The 21,000-nt window shown below is 45.4% G+C and carries 14 protein-coding genes and 4 tRNA genes; 17 read left to right on the top strand and 1 reads right to left on the bottom strand.

Going from position 1 to position 21,000, the window contains the following annotated elements:
- The coding region (locus tag RCO25_RS06730) for a helix-turn-helix domain-containing protein (RefSeq protein ID WP_308995374.1) at positions 1–372 on the bottom strand (372 nt) is incomplete at its 3' end.
- 225 nt (positions 373–597) lie between these two features.
- Between RCO25_RS06730 and RCO25_RS06735 the strand changes: the two genes are divergently transcribed.
- From RCO25_RS06735 to RCO25_RS06815, 17 genes are all read left to right on the top strand, one after another.
- Entirely contained in the window at positions 598–1,455 is an 858-nt protein-coding gene (locus tag RCO25_RS06735; RefSeq protein WP_308995375.1) for an ABC transporter ATP-binding protein, read from the top strand.
- Positions 1,456–1,987: 532 nt separating this feature from the next.
- Positions 1,988–2,062 (top strand) — tRNA-Gly (locus RCO25_RS06740).
- Positions 2,063–2,068: 6 nt separating this feature from the next.
- A tRNA-Arg gene (locus RCO25_RS06745) sits at positions 2,069–2,145 on the top strand.
- A 34-nt stretch (positions 2,146–2,179) separates the two neighbouring features.
- Positions 2,180–2,256 (top strand) — tRNA-Pro (locus RCO25_RS06750).
- Between the two features lie 15 nt (positions 2,257–2,271).
- Positions 2,272–2,345, top strand: a tRNA-Gly gene (locus RCO25_RS06755).
- Positions 2,346–2,672: 327 nt separating this feature from the next.
- Positions 2,673–5,477 (top strand): phosphoenolpyruvate carboxylase, encoded by a 2,805-nt coding sequence (ppc, locus tag RCO25_RS06760; protein ID WP_308995376.1) that lies wholly within the window; start codon positions 2,673–2,675, stop codon positions 5,475–5,477.
- A 282-nt stretch (positions 5,478–5,759) separates the two neighbouring features.
- Entirely contained in the window at positions 5,760–6,914 is a 1,155-nt protein-coding gene (locus RCO25_RS06765) for a S1C family serine protease (protein WP_308995377.1), read from the top strand.
- Positions 6,915–7,380: 466 nt separating this feature from the next.
- Entirely contained in the window at positions 7,381–7,974 is a 594-nt protein-coding gene (gene sigW, locus RCO25_RS06770; RefSeq protein WP_374992071.1) for an RNA polymerase sigma factor SigW, read from the top strand.
- 207 nt (positions 7,975–8,181) lie between these two features.
- Positions 8,182–8,820 carry a zf-HC2 domain-containing protein gene (locus tag RCO25_RS06775; RefSeq protein WP_308995378.1) on the top strand — a complete coding sequence of 213 codons (639 nt, stop codon included), beginning with the start codon at positions 8,182–8,184 and terminating at the stop codon, positions 8,818–8,820.
- Positions 8,821–8,959: 139 nt separating this feature from the next.
- On the top strand, positions 8,960–9,802 hold the full coding sequence (gene cdaA / locus RCO25_RS06780) for a diadenylate cyclase CdaA (RefSeq protein ID WP_308995379.1): 843 nt from the start codon (positions 8,960–8,962) through the stop codon (positions 9,800–9,802).
- On the top strand, positions 9,795–11,201 hold the full coding sequence (locus RCO25_RS06785) for a CdaR family protein (RefSeq protein ID WP_308995380.1): 1,407 nt from the start codon (positions 9,795–9,797) through the stop codon (positions 11,199–11,201). The genes cdaA and RCO25_RS06785 overlap by 8 nt, the downstream gene beginning before the upstream one ends.
- A gap of 62 nt (positions 11,202–11,263) precedes the next feature.
- Positions 11,264–12,604 carry a phosphoglucosamine mutase gene (gene glmM, locus RCO25_RS06790; RefSeq protein WP_308995381.1) on the top strand — a complete coding sequence of 447 codons (1,341 nt, stop codon included), beginning with the start codon at positions 11,264–11,266 and terminating at the stop codon, positions 12,602–12,604.
- 564 nt (positions 12,605–13,168) lie between these two features.
- Positions 13,169–15,001 (top strand): glutamine--fructose-6-phosphate transaminase (isomerizing), encoded by a 1,833-nt coding sequence (glmS, locus tag RCO25_RS06795; RefSeq protein WP_308995382.1) that lies wholly within the window; start codon positions 13,169–13,171, stop codon positions 14,999–15,001.
- Positions 15,002–15,419: 418 nt separating this feature from the next.
- The gene (locus RCO25_RS06800) at positions 15,420–17,258 is read left to right on the top strand and encodes an ATP-dependent nuclease (protein WP_308995383.1); all 1,839 of its coding nucleotides are present in this window, start codon (positions 15,420–15,422) and stop codon (positions 17,256–17,258) included.
- Complete coding sequence (locus tag RCO25_RS06805; protein ID WP_308995384.1) at positions 17,245–19,122, top strand: ATP-dependent helicase; 1,878 nt, start codon at positions 17,245–17,247, stop codon at positions 19,120–19,122. The genes RCO25_RS06800 and RCO25_RS06805 overlap by 14 nt, the downstream gene beginning before the upstream one ends.
- Before the next feature lie 555 nt (positions 19,123–19,677).
- Positions 19,678–20,139, top strand: a complete 462-nt coding sequence (locus RCO25_RS06810) for a hypothetical protein (RefSeq protein ID WP_308995385.1) — start codon at positions 19,678–19,680, stop codon at positions 20,137–20,139.
- 233 nt (positions 20,140–20,372) lie between these two features.
- Positions 20,373–20,921, top strand: a complete 549-nt coding sequence (locus tag RCO25_RS06815; protein ID WP_308995386.1) for a GNAT family N-acetyltransferase — start codon at positions 20,373–20,375, stop codon at positions 20,919–20,921.
- Positions 20,922–21,000: the final 79 nt, after the last annotated feature.

Here is a 21,000-nt window from a genome sequence, read left to right on the forward strand (position 1 = left end):
CTTTGTCCGGCGTCTTTGCTTGGCTTGTTTGAGTCCCTTAGCTAACAGGATGCGTCTCACACTGGAGTTGCTTAGTTCCAAGGCTTCGTGCTCTTGAAGCAACTCTGCAAAGTGACAGCAGTTACTGCCGTGATACTTCGATTTGTATAACGCTACTGCTAGATCTTTCGTCTCTTCACTTAATGCGTGTACCGGTTTCCTTCCCCGATTTTTGTGGGCGATGCCCTGTGCTCCTTCTGCTTTATATTTGTTCTTTAGCCGGATGATTTGCCGGAGGGAAATCCCCAGCGCAATAGCTCCTTCGTTGTTTGTCATATGTCCATCGATGATTTTCCCCACCACAAGTACCTTCTTCATTTCTTCTCTGCTCAATGTAATTGTCTCCTGTCCCATAGTGACATTATCTCAGAACAGTTATGGGATGACATTATCACAGAAGAACAACAGGAAAAGAAGTTAGCCATTGACTTTTAGTATGAGAAACATTATCATTAAAACGTCAATGATAATCGTTATCAATTTTCGTTTGTTAAACGGAATAAAAATACTTAATCAGAAGGTGTCTGCCCCTGGCAGCGGAAGGAGCGTGCATGTCCAATGATTCGTCTAACGACTTCGAGTCTTGACATTGCTTATGATGATCGTCTTATCGTCCAAAACTTAAACATTGCTATATCTCAAGGGAAAATTACGGCGCTTGTAGGAGCGAACGGCTCTGGTAAATCAACTATTTTGAAAACGATGGCCCGTATTATGAATCCTTCCCAAGGCAGCGTGCTTCTGGACGGCAAATCCATTCATAAGCAATCAACGAAGGAAGTTGCGAAGCAGCTGGCCATTTTGCCGCAAAATCCAACGGCTCCGGACGGACTGACGGTAGCTGAGCTCGTATCCTACGGCCGGTTTCCTTATCAGAAGGGCTTCGGATCGATGAGCAAAGACGACCGCAGTATCGTACAATGGGCAATCGAAGCGACAGGCATGACTGATTTTGCGGATCGTCCTGTTGATCATCTTTCCGGCGGACAACGCCAGCGTGCGTGGATTGCAATGGCGCTTGCGCAGGAAACGGATATTCTGTTCCTTGACGAGCCTACGACCTTCCTTGATATGGCCCATCAGCTGGAAGTTCTCCATTTGCTTCAAAAGCTTAACGCAAGCAATAACCGCACCGTAGTGATGGTTGTGCATGATTTAAATCACGCAACGCGCTACGCTCATCATATGATCGCCATTAAAACAGGTGTCGTTGTTGGCGAAGGTACACCAGCTGAAGTTATGACACCGGATATCATGCGTGAAGTATTTAATATCGAAGCAGATATCGTTCCTGACCCGCGTACGGGGGTTCCGCTTTGCTTGCCTTACGCGCTTGCTGGCCAGCCAGCTGCGGATAAGGTAACGATGAACAGCCGTGCGGCGCAAGAGAAGCTTTTAGCTGCTGCAGGAGCATAATTCCATTGGAATCCCAAAAGAGACGGTCTAAAAGGTTACATACCTTTTAGTCCGTCTCTTTTTTCATGCAGCAGGCATACGCATCGAGAAATGTTCAAAAAACAGCTGACCATATCTATCCTGACCGTTAGCAACGGAGGTTCATTTTACATTTAACGTCATATGCAGCTTAACCAGCGATTGCAGACGAAGCTAAACAGGTGTCATCCCGATCTGCCCATATTCGATATTATTATGTTTTTCTCCAGAACAACATCCGCTAATCTATAGTTGTTCCTCTGCAGGAATGTCCGGTTCAAGTGTCATAAAGGAGCACGATTTACATAAGCTTAATTAGAAAGATCAGTTATCATTTCGTGTAAATTCCCGCGTCATTATTGGATTTTTCGACTCGGCGGCACTATTAATTTAAGGTTTTCGAAAATAATTTAAAACTTTTTCATAAAAACAGTTGCTTTTTGTTTTCAGGGGTGATATATTATTACTTGTCGCCGCGATGATAAACATCACGAACGGCTGACACAAGTAACATGCGGAAGTGGCTCAGCGGTAGAGCATCGCCTTGCCAAGGCGAGGGTCGCGGGTTCGATTCCCGTCTTCCGCTCCATAACATGTGCCCTTAGCTCAGCTGGATAGAGCGTTTGACTACGAATCAAAAGGCCAGGAGTTCGAATCTCTTAGGGCACGCCATTATCCAATCATTAGATGCACTTTATTTACACCTCGGGACGTAGCTCAGCTTGGTAGAGCACCTGGTTTGGGACCAGGGGGTCGCATGTTCAAATCGTGTCGTCCCGACCATATTTCATTTTTTTTGCGGGTGTAGTTCAATGGTAGAACTTTAGCCTTCCAAGCTAATAGCGTGGGTTCGATTCCCATCACCCGCTCCAACTACAAACGACGAAGTCCTTGATCACTCAAGGGCTTTTTTTTTATTATAGAACAGATAGTCGCTTGCGTTCAATATATCCAATGGGGAGTCATCTGATCGCCAATTGCTGAGCTTCTAAACAGTGGAAGCACCCGTAAGGCGCGGCTTCTCTGTTTTTGCTTGGATTGGCTTCAGGGCTTCAACCCTGTAGGTTTTTGTAGTATGATAGTAGAAGTCAAAAAACGTTCATGTTGTACATGCAAGCTTCCGAAGCGTTATTACGCTTCAAAAAACAAGTAAATGCTTACGGAGCGATCTTGCTTCGCAAAAATTTAGGAGGAACAGTATGTCGGATCAATCTGCATCAACTTTGACGACAAATCGGCAGCAGGCTAACAATTTGCTGCGACGCGATGTCCGGTTTTTAGGAAACATTCTCGGCGAAGTTCTCGTTCATCAAGGCGGCCGTGAGCTGCTTGATATCGTGGAACGGATTCGTGAGCAAAGTAAAGCGCTTCGCGCTGAATTTGTACCGGAAATATTTGATCAATTCAAGGAAAACGTATCTTCCCTTAGCCCGGAAATACGTCATCAAGTAATTAGGGCGTTTGCTATTTATTTCCAGCTCGTCAATATTGCTGAGCAGAACCACCGGATTAGACGGAAACGCGATTATGAGGTTTCTGCAGGCGAAACGGTACAACGCGGCTCCATTGAGAGCGCCGTTCAAGATTTGAAAGAACGTGGGATTGCGATCGATGACGTTCAGGATATTTTGAGCAATATTTCGCTTGAGCTTGTTATGACTGCGCATCCGACCGAGGCAACTCGTCGCGCGGTGCTTGATATTCATAAACGGATTGCTGTTGATGTGATGGAGCTGGACAACCCTACATTAACCTATCGCGAACGCGAGAAGCTGCGTGAGAAGCTCATGAATGAGGTTCTTATTTTGTGGCAGACAGACGAGCTTCGTGACCGCAAACCAACCGTTATCGATGAAGTTCGCAACGGCTTGTTCTATTTTGATGAAACGTTGTTCGAGGTGCTGCCAAGCGTATATGAAGAGCTTGAACGCTGCCTCAGCAAATACTATCAAGACGAGAACTGGCATGTGCCTGATTACCTGCGCTTCGGCTCATGGATCGGCGGCGACCGCGATGGCAACCCATCCGTAACGGCGAAGGTCACTTGGGAGACGCTAACGCTGCACCGTCAGCTGGCGATTCGCAAGTATGAAGAAAAGCTTAATGAGCTGATGGATTTGCTCAGCTTCAGCACAAACCTGGTCGAGGTATCCGAGGAACTCGTGGAATCGATTCGTTCGGATCGCGAACATGTCGAGCTGAAATGCGTTGATCTATGGAGAAACACGAAGGAGCCTTACCGGATTAAACTGGGCTTCATGCTTGAGAAGCTGGCTAATACGCGTGATGAATCTCTTAAGGGCTCGCCAATGCGTTATAACCACCCGGAAGAGATGCGTGAAGACCTGTTCGTTATTGACCGCAGCCTGCGCCATCACTTTGCTGATTATGTAGCGGATACGGCGTTAGCTAAGCTTATCCGTCAAGTAGAGCTGTTCGGGTTCCACCTTATGGCGCTAGACGTACGTCAGCACAGTCAAGAGCATGAGAATGCAATGTCTGAGATTTTGGCGAAAATGAACGTGGTCGCGGACTACGCTTCGCTTTCGGAAGAAGAGAAAACGGATCTGCTTCACCGCCTTCTGAATGATCCTCGACCGCTAACGTCGGGTCACTTGGATTACTCGGAGTCTACGCGTGAATGCTTGAACGTTTACCATACGATTTACCGGGCACAACAAGAATTTGGCGTCAATTGTATCTCGAGCTATCTGATCAGCATGACGGAAGCAGCGAGCGATATGCTTGAGGTTATGGTATTTGCGAAGGAAGTCGGCTTATTCCGCAAGGAAGCTGACGGTACTATCCGCTGCACGCTGCAATCGGTACCGTTATTTGAGACGATCGACGATCTTCATGCGGCGCCAGAAATTATGAAAGAGCTGTTCGAGATGCCGGTTTACCGCCAAGCGGTTGCTGCTCGCGGCAATCTGCATGAGATTATGCTTGGTTATTCCGACAGCAACAAAGACGGTGGCGTGGTTACAGCGAACTGGGAGCTGCGCGTAGCGCTGAATGACATAACGGCTGCCGGTAAAGAGTACGATGTGAAGCTGAAGTTCTTCCACGGCCGCGGAGGCGCTCTTGGCCGCGGCGGAATGCCGCTTAACCGCAGCATTCTGGCGCAACCGCCTCATACGATTGGCGGCGGCATCAAGATTACCGAGCAGGGCGAGGTTCTCTCCTCCCGTTATTCGATGCAAGGTATTGCATACCGCAGCTTGGAGCAAGCAACATGGGCGCTGATTACGGCTGCTCGACTGGCGAAATACCCTGAACAAGCACCGCAAGCGGAAGCGGAGTGGGATGAGATTGCACGTTCGATTTCCGAGACGGCGCTCGTGAAGTATCAGGATCTCATTTTCCGCGATCCGGATTTCTTGACTTACTTCAAGGAATCTACGCCGCTGCCTGAGGTTGGCGAGCTGAACATTGGCTCCCGTCCTTCCAAACGGAAAAACAGCGATCGTTTTGAGGATCTGCGCGCGATTCCTTGGGTGTTCGCTTGGACGCAAAGCCGTTACCTGCTGCCTGCATGGTATGCTGCCGGTACCGCATTGCATCAATACGCAGGCGAGGACGAAGCGAAGATGAACACGCTTCGTACGATGTACGAGAAATTTCCGTTCTTCCGCTCGTTGATCGATAACCTGCAAATGGCGTTAGCTAAAGCAGATTTGGTCATTGCGAAGGAATATGCAGATATGATTAAGGACCAAACGATCCGCGATCGTATTTTCGAGCAAATCGAACAAGAGTACAAGCTAACCTCTGAGCTTATTCTAAGCATCACGGGACAAACGGAAATTTTGGATAATGTTCCGGTTATTCAAGAATCGATCCGTCTACGCAATCCGTACGTCGATCCGCTTAGCTACATGCAAGTGCAGCTTCTAACCGAGCTGCGTGCGCTTCGTGACAACGAAGAGGATGATCCGCAGCTGCTCCGCGAGGTGCTTCTGACGATCAACGGCATTGCGGCTGGCCTTCGGAATACAGGCTAATCCATATCCATATCATCATTTGCTTAGGCGAATCATTGTAATTGAAGAAGCTGGTCATGGTGCAAACCATGGCTGGCTTTTTTGCGTTTGTTAGACAGGCAATCAAATGCAAGCAGAGCGAGAAAGGGAAAGGGATGCTGGTTTATCGAACCTTAAGGATAGCTGAAATCGGGTTTTATATTTTCTTATGTTCCTTTATGATCCGCTTAAGTTTCGTTTAAGGTACATCCTGCATGATAGGTACATAGCAAACAGACACCTACTTTGGGAAGGATGATAGAAATGAACGAGGATAACAAACGGGCGGAACCGTCTAATAATACTTATACAGAAACTCATACATCGAATATAGCAAACGAGACTCCTGCCGCTACTTATATTTATGAATCCAGCAAAACTACCCATGATCTAAGAGCTTCTTATGAGAGAGAGCTTAATTTGCAGAATATTGAAAGAAAACCAGTAACGGATGGGAAAAAACGACCGAAACGTGCTGGAGGAAGCTCGGCAAAAACGATGCTTGCTTCGTTCTTGATTGGTGCGATGGTCATAGGCGGCTTTTCGTATATGGCAGATAAAAACAATCTATTCAGCGGAAATGGGCAGACGCTGCAAAACACCGGTTCAAGTGTTGAAGGTCAATCTGCTCAGGAGGATGCGGGTCTTTCTACGGCATCGCTAAGCACAAGCGACGATATCGCCTCCGTTTATGCCGCAGCAAGCCCTGCGGTAGTGAAAATTGAAAATTACTCGGAGCCTGCGCAATCCGCTTCCATGTTCGATGATCCGGGCTTCCGGCAGTTTTTTGGAGGCGGACAATCGGGAAGAGACGGACAGCAGCAGGAACAGCAGCAGGAACAGCAAGAGCAAGAGCAGAATAGTGCGGAGCTTCAGCTGACGGGCTCAGGAACAGGATTTTTCTTCGAGTCGGATGGCTACATTTTGACGAATGAGCATGTTATTGCAGACGCGAAGGAGGTTAAGGTTACGGTTCAAGGCTATGACGAGCCCCTGACTGCCAAGGTTCTCGGTTCGAGCTACGAGCTTGACCTAGCGGTGCTGAAGGTAGAGAGCCCGGATGGCAAAGAGTTCCCATCGCTTGAGCTTGGAAGCTCTGATGCCACTCAAATTGGTGATTGGGTCATTGCAATCGGCAACCCGTACGGCTTTGATCAAACGCTGACCATGGGTGTGTTGAGTGCGAAAGAACGCCCAATTACCATCGCGGATGAGCAAGGCGAACACGAATTCGAACATTTGCTGCAAACGGACGCCTCGATTAATCCAGGAAATTCCGGAGGGCCGCTCCTTAATGAAGCGGGTGAGGTGATCGGTATTAATACGGCGGTTAACTCTGAAGCACAAGGCATTGGCTTCGCAATTCCTACAACGACGATTTCGAAGGTGCTGGAGCAATTGAAGACCAATACGCTATAATGCACAAGGCATACGATAATGGAAAAGGTCTGGAAGCTAATTGGCTTCCCAGACCTTTTTGTTATTCCGCCCGGGATACTGGCCGAAGGTCGAACCGATAAACTAGCCTCAGGTCGATTGCCGACTTCGCGCCAAACCGATATAATTGGCAGAATGACGATTGATTAGCAATTGCAAAGTTAGAAAGGTTCTTTCTCAATTGTCTGCTTTAGTCTTGCTTTTTCAGTTCATGTGGATTACGATTTTCCTTGAATGGTAATGATTTGAATTCGGGCTGCGCGTCATTTTATTGCATAAAGGCCGCCATAAAATGCTCTTGTAATATGCGTTACGAATGATTTGGGTATATTAGGATGAATAAACTTGATATCGCAGGGGCGTATAGCGCCTATCCTCGGCGATTACATACAGATAGTTGTTACCTTAGGCAATAGGGTTGCCAAGCATATAGCAAGGTGATCGTCGAATGAACGGAAGGTTTGGAGGAGTTAAGGTGAATGTATTGGAAGCACGCCTGGCGAAGTTAGCGCTCAAAGGCGATCAGCAAGCATTTGCTGAGCTTGTAGACCTATATCAAGATAAGCTCTTTCATATGGCATATCGAATGTTAAACAGCCGCCAGGAGGCGGAGGATGTCGTTCAGGACACCTTCCTTCGCGTTTACAAGAACCTGGACCGGTATGATGATACGTTGAAATTTTCGACATGGATTTACAGAATTGCGACGAATCTCTGCATTGACCGGCTGCGCAAACGCAAGCCGACCTACTCGCTTGACGCAGAATCGAACGATCACGAGGGCCTGGATGGCTATTCGATGATTCCAAGCGATAACCGGACGCCTGAATCAGAGCTTCTGCTGTCAGACACGCAGCGGATCATACATGCGGCAATCGCTTCGCTGCCGCCGAAATACAAAAGCGTCATGACGCTCCGCTATATGCAGGATCTTTCCCTGCAGGAGATTGGCGATGTGCTGGACATGCCCGTGACAACGATAAAAACCCGAGTTCACCGCGGCAGGGAATTTCTTCGGAAGAAGCTGGAGCACAAATTATAGGAATAATGAGAGTGAACTTGCATGTAATCGGAAGCCATGTCCTCGACATAGGCTTCTTTCTGAGAGAATTGCGGGACGGATAACCGTATCATAATATTGGCTTGCCCGAATTCAAAAAAAAGTGAAACATCCCTCTCGTCAGTAACGTATCCTAATAACGAGAAAAGAACTTAATGCGCGAGCAACTGAAAGAAAGGACTGGCTGCTATGAATTGCAACGTCGCCATCGTATGGATGCATGACTATTTAGACGGCGAGCTGCCGCGTGAAGATATCGTTACGTTAAAATCTCATTTGCTTTCCTGTCCGGCTTGTCGCAGTCGGTTTGAACAGCTCCAGAAGACGGACGCCGCGGCGTTCCAGACTTTAGAAGCGATTAAGCCAGCCGCGGATTATGACCGGAAGGCATCAGAGCAATTAACGCAGCGAATTATGCAGCAGCTGCCGAAGAAACAGAACAAGCAGCGGAACCGCGCCGTACGCTTCATTTACAGGTACCCGGGAGTTACTGCTGCTGCAGTGTTTGTACTCGTTATGCTGGGAAGCTTCTTCACCATGTGGGAAGAGGACACCAAGCTCATTATAGCAGGCGAGGATCTTCAGCAGGTCATTATAGAAGGCAATACAGTCATTGTGCCGGAAGGTGCCCATCTAACGGGGAACCTGACCGTTGAGAACGGAGTGGCTGAAGTGAAAGGCGAGGTCGACGGTAACGTAACCGTCATCGACGGCTCCTTGAACTTAGCGTCCACCGGACATATCGCGGGTCAGAGCAGAACCATAGATCAAGCACTTGATTGGTTCTGGTACAAAGTGACACAAACTTTTGGCGGTAACGCTCGTTAATGCAAGCTGCCTCCCTCTTGCAGGGGGGCGTTTTATTTTTTTTTGAAAAAAAGGATTTCCAATCCCATATCTAGAAAATAATAAAGTTGAAAACCGATAATAGACAATAATAAGGGGATCGGCTGTTGGGGGTTGGCATATGAGTTATTTCTCGGATTTGACATGGCATGACTGGTTAAAGGACATCATCGATGTCGGCATAGTCAGTTTTATAATTTATAAAATGATTTTGCTGGTACGTGGAACCCGTGCGGTTCAGCTTTTGAAAGGTATCTTTATACTCGTTGCGGTTTGGGCGCTTAGTACATGGTTCAATTTGTATACGTTAAAATGGCTCATGAATCAGATGTTCACATTCGGTATCGTGAGTGTGCTTATTATTTTTCAGCCGGAACTAAGACGTGTGCTGGAGCAGCTCGGCCGCGGAAAGCTGTTCGCGCGTTCGTATTCGCTTGATCGGGATGTCGTTAATGATCAAATTGACGGCTTGATTAAGGCTGTCCGTTTTATGGCAGAACGTAAGATCGGGGCGTTAATCGTATTTGAGCGCAGCACAGGGCTGAGTGAATTGATTGAGTCGGGTATCCGCATGGAGTCGAGAATTACATCGGAGCTGCTCATTAATATTTTTACGCCAAATACACCGCTTCATGATGGGGCAGTGATTATACGCGGCAATCAAATCATGGCAGCCGGCTGTTACCTGCCTTTGTCGGAGAACCCTTTTATAAGCAAGGAGCTTGGCACGCGTCACCGCGCTGCTATCGGTGTAAGTGAAGTGACGGATGCCGTGTCGGTAACGGTATCGGAAGAAACGGGACAAGTATCCTTATCGCTGGGCGGCATGATCGTGCGCGATATTAACGAGGAATCGCTTATTTCGAAGCTGTTCGATGAGCTGACTCCGAAGACGAACGGGCGCGCGAAGGAGCGCGTGACGATATCGTCTCTTTGGAAGCGGAAAGGAGGCAGTGATGGATAAATGGTTAAGTCACCCGACCTCGCTCAAAATTATTTCCGTCATCGTGGGATTGCTGCTCTGGGCTGTCGTGCATATTGATCCGGACACGTCACCTCAGACGGTTACTTCCAATGTGGACACAAAGACGATAGAAGCATCTGTCATAAAAGCCGACGGACTTGATACGGACAAGTACGTTATGACGGCCATGGAGCCTACTGTTGTACGCCTGGATGTACAAGGCAGGCTTACCAATCTTCTTAATGCTTCTTCCGATGATGATTATGTCGTTAAGGTGGATTTGAAGGACGCGAAGCCGGGCATACAGGAGCTGCCCTTGGTTGCAACCTTGCCAAAGGGAATTCAGCTTGTAGAAATGTCGCCGCGAACGGTAACGGTTCAGATCGAGGAGATTTTGACAAAGCCGTTCGAGCTTCAGGTGACTAGGGGAGGAAAACCCGCTGCTGGTTATGTGGTAGGCGCTTCTACGGTCGTAGCGCCATCGACCGGCGTTGAGGTTACGCTGCCGAAAGACGACATGAGCAGGGTAGGCGTTGTCACGACGGAGATAAATGTAGAGGGTGCAGACAAAACAATCGTTAACAAAAAGGCAAAGGTTGTCGTATATGATACGGATGGCATAGAAATGACTAACGCGATTATTTCACCAGAAACGGTGCATGTCGAGGTTAAGATCACACCGCCGTTCAAAACGCTGCCTCTACAAGTGCGCTATACGGGCACACTGCCAGCTGGACTAAGCCTGGTATCCGTAAAGCCGGCCATTGATCAGGTTACGGTATACGGCGAACAGAAGGCGTTAGACGAGCTTCAGGTTTTTGACGGCGTTGTGCTTGACCTCTCAAAGGTGAAGCAGTCCGGTTCCGTACAAGTCAAGACGGAAGCGATTGACGGCATTAAATCTATTGATCCTGCGGAAGTCACGCTCGAGGTTGTTGTTGCACCTATTATTACGCGGACCTTTACGGGATTGCCTATATCCGTAGAGGGCGCCGCGAGCGGGATGTCATCGGTCTTCCGAAACCCGGCTGACGGAAAATTCGATTTAACCGTCAGCGGAGCAGAATCGGTGTTGAATGCACTGAAGGCAGAGGCGATAACGATTATTGCCAATGTTGAAGGACTAAAGCCCGGCGTACATGTTGTAACGCTTCAGGTGGATGTGCCAGCTTATGTGCAGACGGTGCTGGATAATGGGAAGACGTTAACGGTTTCGATTGAAATTATAGACGATGCAGCAGTGGGGTCAGATGATGAAAACGCAGAGGAAGTAGGAGGCACTCCGACGGAGGAGCCTCCATCGCCTACGCCGACACCGTCACCGACACCGCCGGATACCGGTGAGGAGAGCGGTAACGGCGGCGATAACGCTACTGGCGGCCCAACAATGAATCCATAATCAACGAAGCAGCATAAGTAGAAAATAACGAACGCAATATATGACAAAGGAGCATTTTAATTATGGGGAAATATTTTGGTACAGATGGTGTTCGCGGGGTAGCCAACCGTGAGCTTACACCGGAGCTAGCTTACAAAATCGGTCGCTGCGGCGGCTATGTTCTTACACGCACGGCTAACAAGCCTAAAGTAGTTATCGGTTTGGATACACGGATTTCGGGTCCAATGCTTGAATCGGCGCTTATTGCAGGCTTGTTGTCCATTGGCGCAAGCGTAGTTCGTCTTGGCGTTGTTTCTACGCCGGCGGTTGCTTATATTACGCGTGAGATGGGCGCTGACGCTGGTGTAATGATTTCGGCATCGCATAATCCTGTAGAGGATAACGGCATTAAGTTTTTTGCAGGTGACGGCTTTAAATTATCGGATGATACCGAGCTCGAAATCGAGCAGCTAATTGATGCATTAACGGATGAACTGCCGCGTCCTGAGGGCGGCGATATCGGAGCGGTATCAAGCGATAAAGGTGCTAAACAGCGTTATTTGGACTATTTGAAGACAACAATCAAGGGCGATTTCAGCGGTCTGAAAATCGTGCTAGACTGCGCGAACGGCTCTGCTTATGAGCTTGCGCCTTCCGTATTCCGCGAGCTTGGTGCGGACATCATCACCGTAGGCGCCGAGCCGGATGGACTTAATATCAATGCAGGCGTCGGATCGACGCATCCTGAATATTTGCGTGAGCAGGTTCTGAAGCATGGCGCGGATCTTGGGCTTTCTTTTGACGGCGACGCGGATCGTCTTATTGCCATCGACGAGAAGGGCGAAGAGGTAGACGGCGACTTTATTTTGTGCATTATCGGCGACGCGATGAAGCGGGCCGGCAAGCTTAAGGAAGATACGATTGTGACGACGGTAATGGCAAATATCGGATTTTTTAAGGGCGCGGAGCGTATCGGCCTCAAAACGGCGCAAACCGCAGTCGGCGACCGTTATGTTATGGAAGAAATGCGCCGCGGCGGCTTTAACCTTGGCGGCGAGCAATCCGGGCATGTTATTTTCCTTGACCATATTACGACGGGTGACGGCATACTTACTGCGCTGCAGCTTGTGGATACGCTTGCTGCTTCCGGTAAGAAGCTAAGCGAGCTCAAGGGACTTATGCGCAAGTACCCTCAGAAGCTTGTTAACGTACGGGTAGCGGATAAAAGCTTGTACCAAGGCAATGCCGCAATCGAGGAAGCTGTTAAGCTCGTAGAGCTTGAACTGGGCGATAACGGCCGCGTTCTTGTACGTCCATCAGGTACGGAATCTTTGATTCGCGTCATGGCAGAAGGTCCCGAGAAGGATCAGGTTGAGGCCTATGTGGCGCAAATCGCAGAAGTCGTAAAAAGTGAGCTAGGCTAAGCTTCTTAGGAGAAAATGTCGAAGGCTTGTCGGATCTTGTAGAAGACGAGTCTTTGACCCCTTTTTCTGGAAGATATTCGCGTATATTTTCATCGAATGGTTGCACAGCAAAGCAAAAATGAATATGATAGGTAGTATGATTCAGGAAGGAAAGCGAGGATAGAGGTTATTTAAGCATGTTAAGCGCCAGAGCTTGCGTGATGAGCAGCCTTGTGGTCAAGCCTAGTATTTGGGCTTGAAGCGGGTGTTCATACGGGAAGCTGACGAGGTGAAGGTGTTCGAAACATTCGGCGGGGACCTTCCGGTATTGCAAGCCAACCGAAAGCCGTTACGTAAAACGGCCGGGCGACCGGTCATACAATCGTGCGGCGGGCTTATTATTTTTGTATTTATATTCATCACTCCCGTATGTCCAAGATGCCACCTGTGGGGTGGGCACGGGCAGAGGGGTTACATTTTCCGCAATGATTGCGATTAATCTGTGACAACTTCATATTGCCTGTGCCACACAATGGCGGCATCCGATAAAGGCGGGAAAATAACCTATCGGAGGCTTATTAAATTATGTGTGGAATCGTAGGATATATTGGTAAACGCGACTCTCAGGACATTTTGCTCGAAGGATTGAAGAAGCTGGAGTACCGGGGATATGATTCCGCTGGTATCGCTGTCTTCACGAAAAACGGGCTCGAAATTACAAAGTCCAAAGGTCGTTTGGCGAACCTTGAAGGCTTGCTGCGCGAAGAACCGTTAGAGGGTTTTGTCGGTATCGGTCATACTCGCTGGGCTACTCATGGTAAACCATCTGATTTGAACTCGCATCCGCACACGGACAACACGGCTAAGTTTTCCGTTGTTCACAACGGTATCGTTGAGAATTATTTGAACCTGAAAGAAGAATTGATGGCAAAGGGACATATTTTCGTATCGGAGACGGATACGGAAGTCATTTCCCATCTCATTGCTGATGAATATGACGGCAACATCGTAGAAGCCGTTCAACGTGCGGTTAAACGTATGCGTGGAGCTTTCGCGCTTGGTGTTCTGACAGAGTTTGAACCAGACCGTCTAGTTGCCGTTCGTTTTGCAAGTCCGCTTGTTATTGGCGTAGGCGAAGGCGAAAACTTCATTGGATCGGATATTCCGGCTATTTTGGAGCACACGCGCAACGTTTATATTTTGAACGACGGCGAAATGGCCATTTTGACAAGCAGTTCTGTCGAATTGATGACGACTGAAGGCGAAAGTATTTCCAAGGAAATATTTCATGTCGATTGGGATCTTGTAACGGCGGAGAAAGCCGGATTTGATCACTTCATGCTGAAAGAAATTCACGAGCAGCCAAAAGCTTACCGTGATACGATGATTAGCCGCATTGCAGAAGACGGCAAATCCGTGGAATTAAAAGAGCTGGGAATGACAGCTGAATATATTAAATCGATTCGTAAAGTACACATTGTGGCTTGCGGAACGGCTTACCATGCAGGGCTTGTTGGTAAATCGGTTATTGAATCGCTTGCGCGCATTTCGGTTGAGACGGATGTTGCCTCCGAATACCGTTACCGTTCGCCGATCATCACACCGGATACCCTTGTCATTGTCGTCAGCCAATCGGGCGAAACGGCGGATACACTTGCTGCTCTTCGTGAAGCACAGCGCAACGGAGCTCGCGTTCTAGCGATTACAAACGTTGTAGGAAGCTCGGTTGCACGCGAAGCAGACCATGTGCTTATCACTTGGGCAGGTCTTGAGATTGCGGTTGCTTCAACCAAAGCCTACACATCGCAGTTGATTGCATTCTACCTATTCGGCCTTCACCTTGCCGGCACGCTTGAAACAAAAGAAGCAGCCTATATCGAAGAAATGATAGCTGCTATGCATAAGCTTCCTGAACAAGTTGAGTCTATCCTTGAACAGGCAGCAGTTCTTAAGAAGGTTGCAGAATCAATCTCGCATCATAAGCATTTGTTCTTCATCGGCCGCGGCGTAGACTATGCTGTAGCGCAAGAGGGTTCGCTCAAGCTGAAGGAAATCTCGTACATTCACTCTGAAGCTTATGCAGCAGGCGAGCTGAAGCACGGTACCTTGGCATTGATCGAGGATGGTATTCCGGTTATCTCTCTTGTAACGCAAGAAGAGCTTTACGAGAAAACACTTAGCAACATTAAAGAAGTTAAAGCTCGCGGAGCTCACGTTCTAGGTATAGCAAACGAAGGAAGCGAAGAAGAAGTAGCGAAATCTGTCGATGAGCTGTTCGCGATTCCGAAGACACTTCCGATCCTATCGCCAGCATTGTCCGTAATTCCGCTGCAGCTGATTTCTTATTATGCATCGCTAGCGCTTGAGCATGACGTAGATAAACCGCGTAATTTAGCGAAGAGCGTTACTGTTGAGTAGGGTTAGTTTAGAGAATTGGATGTTGATTCTGTTAAATAATAATGGGAAGTGTTAAATAAAAGCGGGAAGTGTTAAATAATAGTGGGAAGTGTTAAATAAAAGCGGGAAGCAGGGTATTGATCCTGTTAAATAAATACCGCAGGTAGAATAGTTAAGTGAAGCGAGAACTTCCCTAAAAGGGTAAGTTCTCGCTTTTGTTTTTTATTGGAGAGCCGAACAACATTAGGCATTTGAGGAACAATTGTATAACGGCATTAACGGCATAAAGTGATATAATAAAAATGACTATATCGGACCGATATTTCGATTTAAAGGCTTGTTGAAAACAGTGCCTTGATTTATTTAGAATGTTGATCATTTGAATCTCTTTACGGGCACTTCAAACGCTTGTGGGATGAAAAACCAGGGGGACGAGAGAATGAGAATTAAAGAACTACGCGTCAGCAACTTTCGCAATTTCGATGAAGAAGTAGTCATTGTCCCAAGAATCGTTTATGGCATGGACCTTGTAGTATTGATTGGCGAAAACAATGTCGGTAAAACAAGTCTGCTCTCGATCCTTCATCTCGTGTTCAATCCTGAACGTTCTATTCGTACATTAGAATTTCAAGAAGCTGATTTTTATGATATTGAAAAGCCCATTCAGGTTCGGATAACATTCTCAAACTTGAGCGAAGAACTGTTATCTCATTTTGTAGGATTGGTCGATCCAGAAGTAGTTGATGGTGAGGAGCTATGGACGTTACCGCTTGTCTTTACTTGTTCATTTGATAAGAATACCAATGAAACAGATCCGACATTAGTTTACGGCAGGCAAACTGACCGAACATTATCCTTTGCTGACAAACGTCTCATCTCGTTTTATTATCAGGATGCACATAGAGATTACCGTGCAATAAAATCTGGTAAAGGTAGCCTTTTTGGTCGCATCTTGAATCAAATTGACTTAGCAGCTGAAGAACAGGTGATTTTGGGTAAACTTGATGAGGCTGGTGCAGCATTGAATGACAATAGCGATATAACGAAATTCATCAAAGGCATCGCTGAAGTAACGAGCCAGATTATTGAATTACCGAAAGGCCTCGATTCACTTCGTCTAATTGTTGCAGCTTCATCAGCCCTTGATATAAAAAAGCACATTCAATTGCAACTAATGCAAAATGGTGACCGTTATCTCAACATTGAACAATTGGGGCTTGGTCTTCAAAGTGTTCTGACAGTAAGTGTATTTCGTTCCTTTGCAGGTATTGGAAGATTGCGGGAAGGCATTTTTGCGATCGACGAGCCAGAAGCGCACCTATATCCGCATTCACAAAGAGCATTATTCCGTGAATTAATGCAGCTTTCGAGAATGCGACAGGTTTGGGTTGCAACTCATTCGCCCTCTTTGTTGGAATGGATCAATCCGCGACAAATCTGTATGGTACGAAAAAATGTTGAAGGTAAATCTATTTGTATTCAGCTTGCACCAAGTTTTCCTGAGGCACATATTTCCTCGTATGAAAAGCATTTGGATGTAGGCAAAGCGGATGCTTTCTTTGCTAAAGCGGTATTACTTGTTGAAGGCCCAACGGAGCAGGGTTTGTTACCAGCCCTGGGCATTGAATATTCAAGTTCATCGCAACATTATGATCTTGATCGTATTGGCATTTCCGTCATAAATGCTGGTGGCAAGAACAATATTAAAGCAATGATTAAGCTGCTTGAGAATTTTGGTATTCCGAGTGTAGCTGTTATTGATTTTGATGCTAAAGACAAAAAACATGAAACCGAATTGGAAGAATTAAAAGCTATTAGCGCGAATGTTTACGAACTGCCTAGAGCGGTTGACATGGGGGACATTGAAGGTTATGTATGTCTACACAGCCCTGTTACCGAACTCGTTAGGATACTAGAGGAAGCATTGCCCCAGGAGAAGATAGAAGCATTGATTGCAGATCTCAAAGGAGCAATTAATCGATTTAATGCTGAACAAGCAGAACAGTTTAGTGCTGAAATAAGAGCGGGAGCAACCCTTTCTGCTTGTGTCTCGATTATTTTGAGCGTGGCTGAAGCAGAGATTGATGTCAGGAAGGCATTAGCTAAAGGCCTCCGCAAAATTAAAGGTAGGACAAGCGGTCGTTTAATGGGCGAACGATTGCATGCTTACTTCCCGAAAGAGTTTGTGGAGAATACACTTGATCGCGTCATTACATTGGCAGGGTACAGCGTTGCAGAGGTTCAAGCGGATAAGGAGGATAGCCATGAAATGCTTTGAAAGCTTAAACCCTGAGCAAAAACATGCAGTGGAATTCTTCGAGCGAAATTCAATGGTATTCGCTGGACCAGGTACAGGGAAAACCCGTATCATTACACGCCGTGTTGCCTATATGTTTGAAGCTGGAAAGTTACCACCAGCTAAAAACATTCTTGCAATTACATTTACCAATAAAGCTGCTAATGAGATGAAGGCAAGGGTGCAAGAATTTACAACCGTGGATAAAAAACGTATACGTATAGGCACTTTTCATAATTTCTGCCTATGGGTCTTAAAATCTTATGGTGATAAAATAAATATGCCACGGGACTTTGCTTTTATTTCGCCAACACAACAGCAGTACCTGGTTAAGCAACTAATCAGCAAGTACGACTTAATGTTGAAGCCAAGAGATTTCACTAATAAAATCAGCGATATCAAGAATTCGTCTGTTGATTTTAGTGAATTTATTGCTAAAACAAACACAGGCTTAGTAGGATTTCACGAAGCGACGATAGAGTATCAGAATCGATTATACGAAAACAAGCTGATTGACTACGACGACGCCATTCTTCAAACGGCTACACTTTTCAAAGCTCATCCCAAGATTCTCTATCTTTATCATAATGCCTTTCCATATGTATTGATCGATGAGATGCAAGACACTAACCGAATGCAACTTGAGCTTATTCGTCTACTCGGTGAAGGCGCAAAACACGTCATGGCAGTTGCAGACGATGATCAATCTATTTATGGATGGCGAGGGGCATTGCCCACTGTTATACAAGATTTTATTAATTTGCTTGCGGCAGAACCAATCGTTCTAAGACACAATTATCGTTCACCTCAAATGATTTTGGACCTTGCTAATAAGCTCATCGTCAATAATGATGGAAGGACTGAAAAGACGTTAGTTGGTCGCAACAATGAACCGAATGATTGCACCAAAGGTAAGCGTTTTGACACTTGGGAAGAGGAAGCGGAATGGGTGACAAACAAGATTAAAGAGCTTCATGATACGGAAGGGATTGAGTACCGACAGATGATTATTCTGTATCGAAATCGGCATTCTTCCTTGAAGATTATTGATGCTAAACTAATCGAGAAAAATATACCATTCCAACATTTCGGAAAGAACTTCAGTGGTAAAGAGATACTATTATCTGATTTTATTGTGGCAGCAATGAAACTTGTTTCAGATCCTTCGAATGAAATCATTTTGTTTAGTTTGCTCGACATGCTTTCAAAGCGATTTGAAGTAGATGATGAAGAAGCTCTGTTCGAGTATTATAGTAAACACCTCGATGAGGTATCTCTTGCCAGTTTGTCAGCTATGATTCCTAATGATCAAATTGATAAATTTATTAAGGCATTAGCTCAATTCTGTATTGATTCCCAAGAGACTAGGGCCTTCCCAAAACTTTATGACGATTTGTTCAAAGAACTTAAAGTTGAAATGACGCTGGATAAATTGGATGATGGCGAACGAATAGAAGAAAAACGGCATTTAGAACTTTTAAAGCAACGTGTCTTGAAGTCAACTGCAACAAGCTTATCTCAGCTTGTTGCAGAAATAGAGCTACCTGATGACACACCTCATGCTGAAGCGAGATCAAATCGGGTAAGTGTCTCTACGTTCCATACAGCCAAAGGGTTAGAATACAAAGCTGTATTTATCATAGCTCTTGAAGATCACATCATACCTGGATACAGAAACGGTATAGATCCAGAAAAGTTACAGGAAGAGCGCAGAGGACTTTACGTAGCGATGACAAGATCAGAAAGCAAATTGTTTATGACATGTGCGTCAATGCGCCCAAAATGGAAAGAGTATCCCGAAGAGGTCATTCCAAGTCGATTCTTCGCTGAACTGAGGAAAAAATAGAGTTACAGTTACAGATAATCTAAACAAAAGAAGCGCTGAAAGATTCAGCGCTTCTTTGCCATTTTGAAATCATATTTAGAACGGGAATATTGCTGTTGGTTCTTCATTTACGGTTTTATCTGAATTCTGCTCTACTATAAAAAAGGCTATGTTATATCCAATTATTGGTATTTGTTATCTACGTGATCCTGTTAAATAATAATGGGAAGTAGAATCCATTCTGAAATCCAATATTGATACTTGAACCTGTCGTATTACCGACGGGTTTTTCTTATCGTTGCACCTTCTTTCCATAAGGAGGCTTAAATGCTATTGGATTTCAGTAAAATAGATACCACAGGTGCTAATAAAGGTTTAAGCAGAAATCTCTACTAACTTTCTGTGCTGAATTAGTTCAGAAAATCAGTAGGTTACACATCTGTAAATGCTCTTTTAAGTTAAGCAATTGGAATAAGTCTGTAAGTTAGCGAATATAGGATTATACACATACCCTGTTATTGGTGGTTCATAATTGAGCATAAACCATTCACTTGGTTAAAAAACGGAGGGAATTTGATGAGCGAAATAAACTTTTATGTGATTAATAAACTCTCCGAAGACCCCGAAATGTTTAGACCACTAGAAGTTGATGGTTATACGAGTGGGGTCATTAAACACAAAGTATTTTGCTTTACCTCAAACGGTAAGAGGCAGATGATTGGTTTAAAAAAGCCAGATGAATATTATAACTATGTACACCACTTGAACAAAGAGGAAGTTCATCTACTTGGAAAGATGTTTCCTGGTTCCATCCCTAAACGAGAAGCAACCGTTTCCCTCAAACTTGAGGCTTGGGGAGAGCTAGTTCGAGAAGAGCTTTGTCATTTGATCATAGATGGTAAGCTGTATATCGATCATAAGGAACCGAATGGAAGAATCATTAGAAGGAAACTTGTGTGGATAGGCCCGCCTTATGAACGAAATATAAAAAAAATGCATGGATGGATTAGAGGTATTGAGAAAGAACCAATTATTTAATGCTGTCATTTAAATGATTACTTACTTTAAATTAAGGCTCTGTTTAATTACACTGTTGATATTTGACCACTTCGAACATTTATTCTAAAATAAAGTATAAGAAAGTACGTTCGGGAGGCGACAGGTATGAAGGTAGTTGAAATTATCAATGAAATTAATAAATTATCTGATGTGGATAAAGAACAGTGTTATCAGGCATGATTTACATTTTGTAGATAAAGGAAGTCGATTGAATGGGATATGTTCGTGAAAAATTAATGATCACGACAGATAGGCTCGTCCTTAGATTATTTCAAACATCCGATGCGGCAGCGGTTGCGACGCTTTGCAATAACTATAATATTTACAAAAATACATTGTACCTACCTTATCCGTATAGTTTAAATGATGCATTATCGTGGATGGAGCACCATTACGATAATTTTATGGCGGATAAATCGTATGAGTTCGCGGTAACAGACAAGGAAACTGGCGAATTATTTGGAGCAATTGCGTTATCGAGCAATAAACGTTTTAACCATGGAGAAATAGCCTATTGGATTGGCGAGCCATATTGGGGAAATGGCTATGCGACAGAGGCAGCACAGTCGATTTTACAATTTGCTTTTGAAGAAAAGAAACTGCACAAAGTGTTTGCACGATATTTTCCATCGAACCTTAATTCAGGTAAAGTTATGGAGAAGATTGGTATGAAAAAAGAGGGGATTTTAAAGGAACATGTCATAAAAGACAGTAAATATGTGGATTTAGTATATTACGGAATTATTAATGAAAATGATTAATAATTAACATGCGAGATTAAGAAATGGGGCGATTATTACTTTTTCGCCATTCGAAAAAATAAGCGTATTCGAGTTTCAT

It is taken from the genome of Paenibacillus sp. LHD-38 (assembly GCF_031157315.1).
Taxonomy (GTDB): Bacteria; Bacillota; Bacilli; order Paenibacillales; family Paenibacillaceae; genus Pristimantibacillus.

Bases quoted from the DNA above. Each gene is read 5' to 3' on its own strand.
- RCO25_RS06735 (WP_308995375.1), top strand. From the start codon at position 598: ATGATTCGTCTAACGACTTCGAGTCTTGACATTGCTTATGATGATCGT.
- ppc (WP_308995376.1), top strand. From the start codon at position 2,673: ATGTCGGATCAATCTGCATCAACTTTGACGACAAATCGGCAGCAGGCT.
- RCO25_RS06765 (WP_308995377.1), top strand. From the start codon at position 5,760: ATGAACGAGGATAACAAACGGGCGGAACCGTCTAATAATACTTATACA.
- sigW (WP_374992071.1), top strand. From the start codon at position 7,381: ATGAACGGAAGGTTTGGAGGAGTTAAGGTGAATGTATTGGAAGCACGC.
- RCO25_RS06775 (WP_308995378.1), top strand. From the start codon at position 8,182: ATGAATTGCAACGTCGCCATCGTATGGATGCATGACTATTTAGACGGC.
- cdaA (WP_308995379.1), top strand. From the start codon at position 8,960: ATGAGTTATTTCTCGGATTTGACATGGCATGACTGGTTAAAGGACATC.
- RCO25_RS06785 (WP_308995380.1), top strand. From the start codon at position 9,795: ATGGATAAATGGTTAAGTCACCCGACCTCGCTCAAAATTATTTCCGTC.
- glmM (WP_308995381.1), top strand. From the start codon at position 11,264: ATGGGGAAATATTTTGGTACAGATGGTGTTCGCGGGGTAGCCAACCGT.
- glmS (WP_308995382.1), top strand. From the start codon at position 13,169: ATGTGTGGAATCGTAGGATATATTGGTAAACGCGACTCTCAGGACATT.
- RCO25_RS06800 (WP_308995383.1), top strand. From the start codon at position 15,420: ATGAGAATTAAAGAACTACGCGTCAGCAACTTTCGCAATTTCGATGAA.
- RCO25_RS06805 (WP_308995384.1), top strand. From the start codon at position 17,245: ATGAAATGCTTTGAAAGCTTAAACCCTGAGCAAAAACATGCAGTGGAA.
- RCO25_RS06810 (WP_308995385.1), top strand. From the start codon at position 19,678: ATGAGCGAAATAAACTTTTATGTGATTAATAAACTCTCCGAAGACCCC.
- RCO25_RS06815 (WP_308995386.1), top strand. From the start codon at position 20,373: ATGGGATATGTTCGTGAAAAATTAATGATCACGACAGATAGGCTCGTC.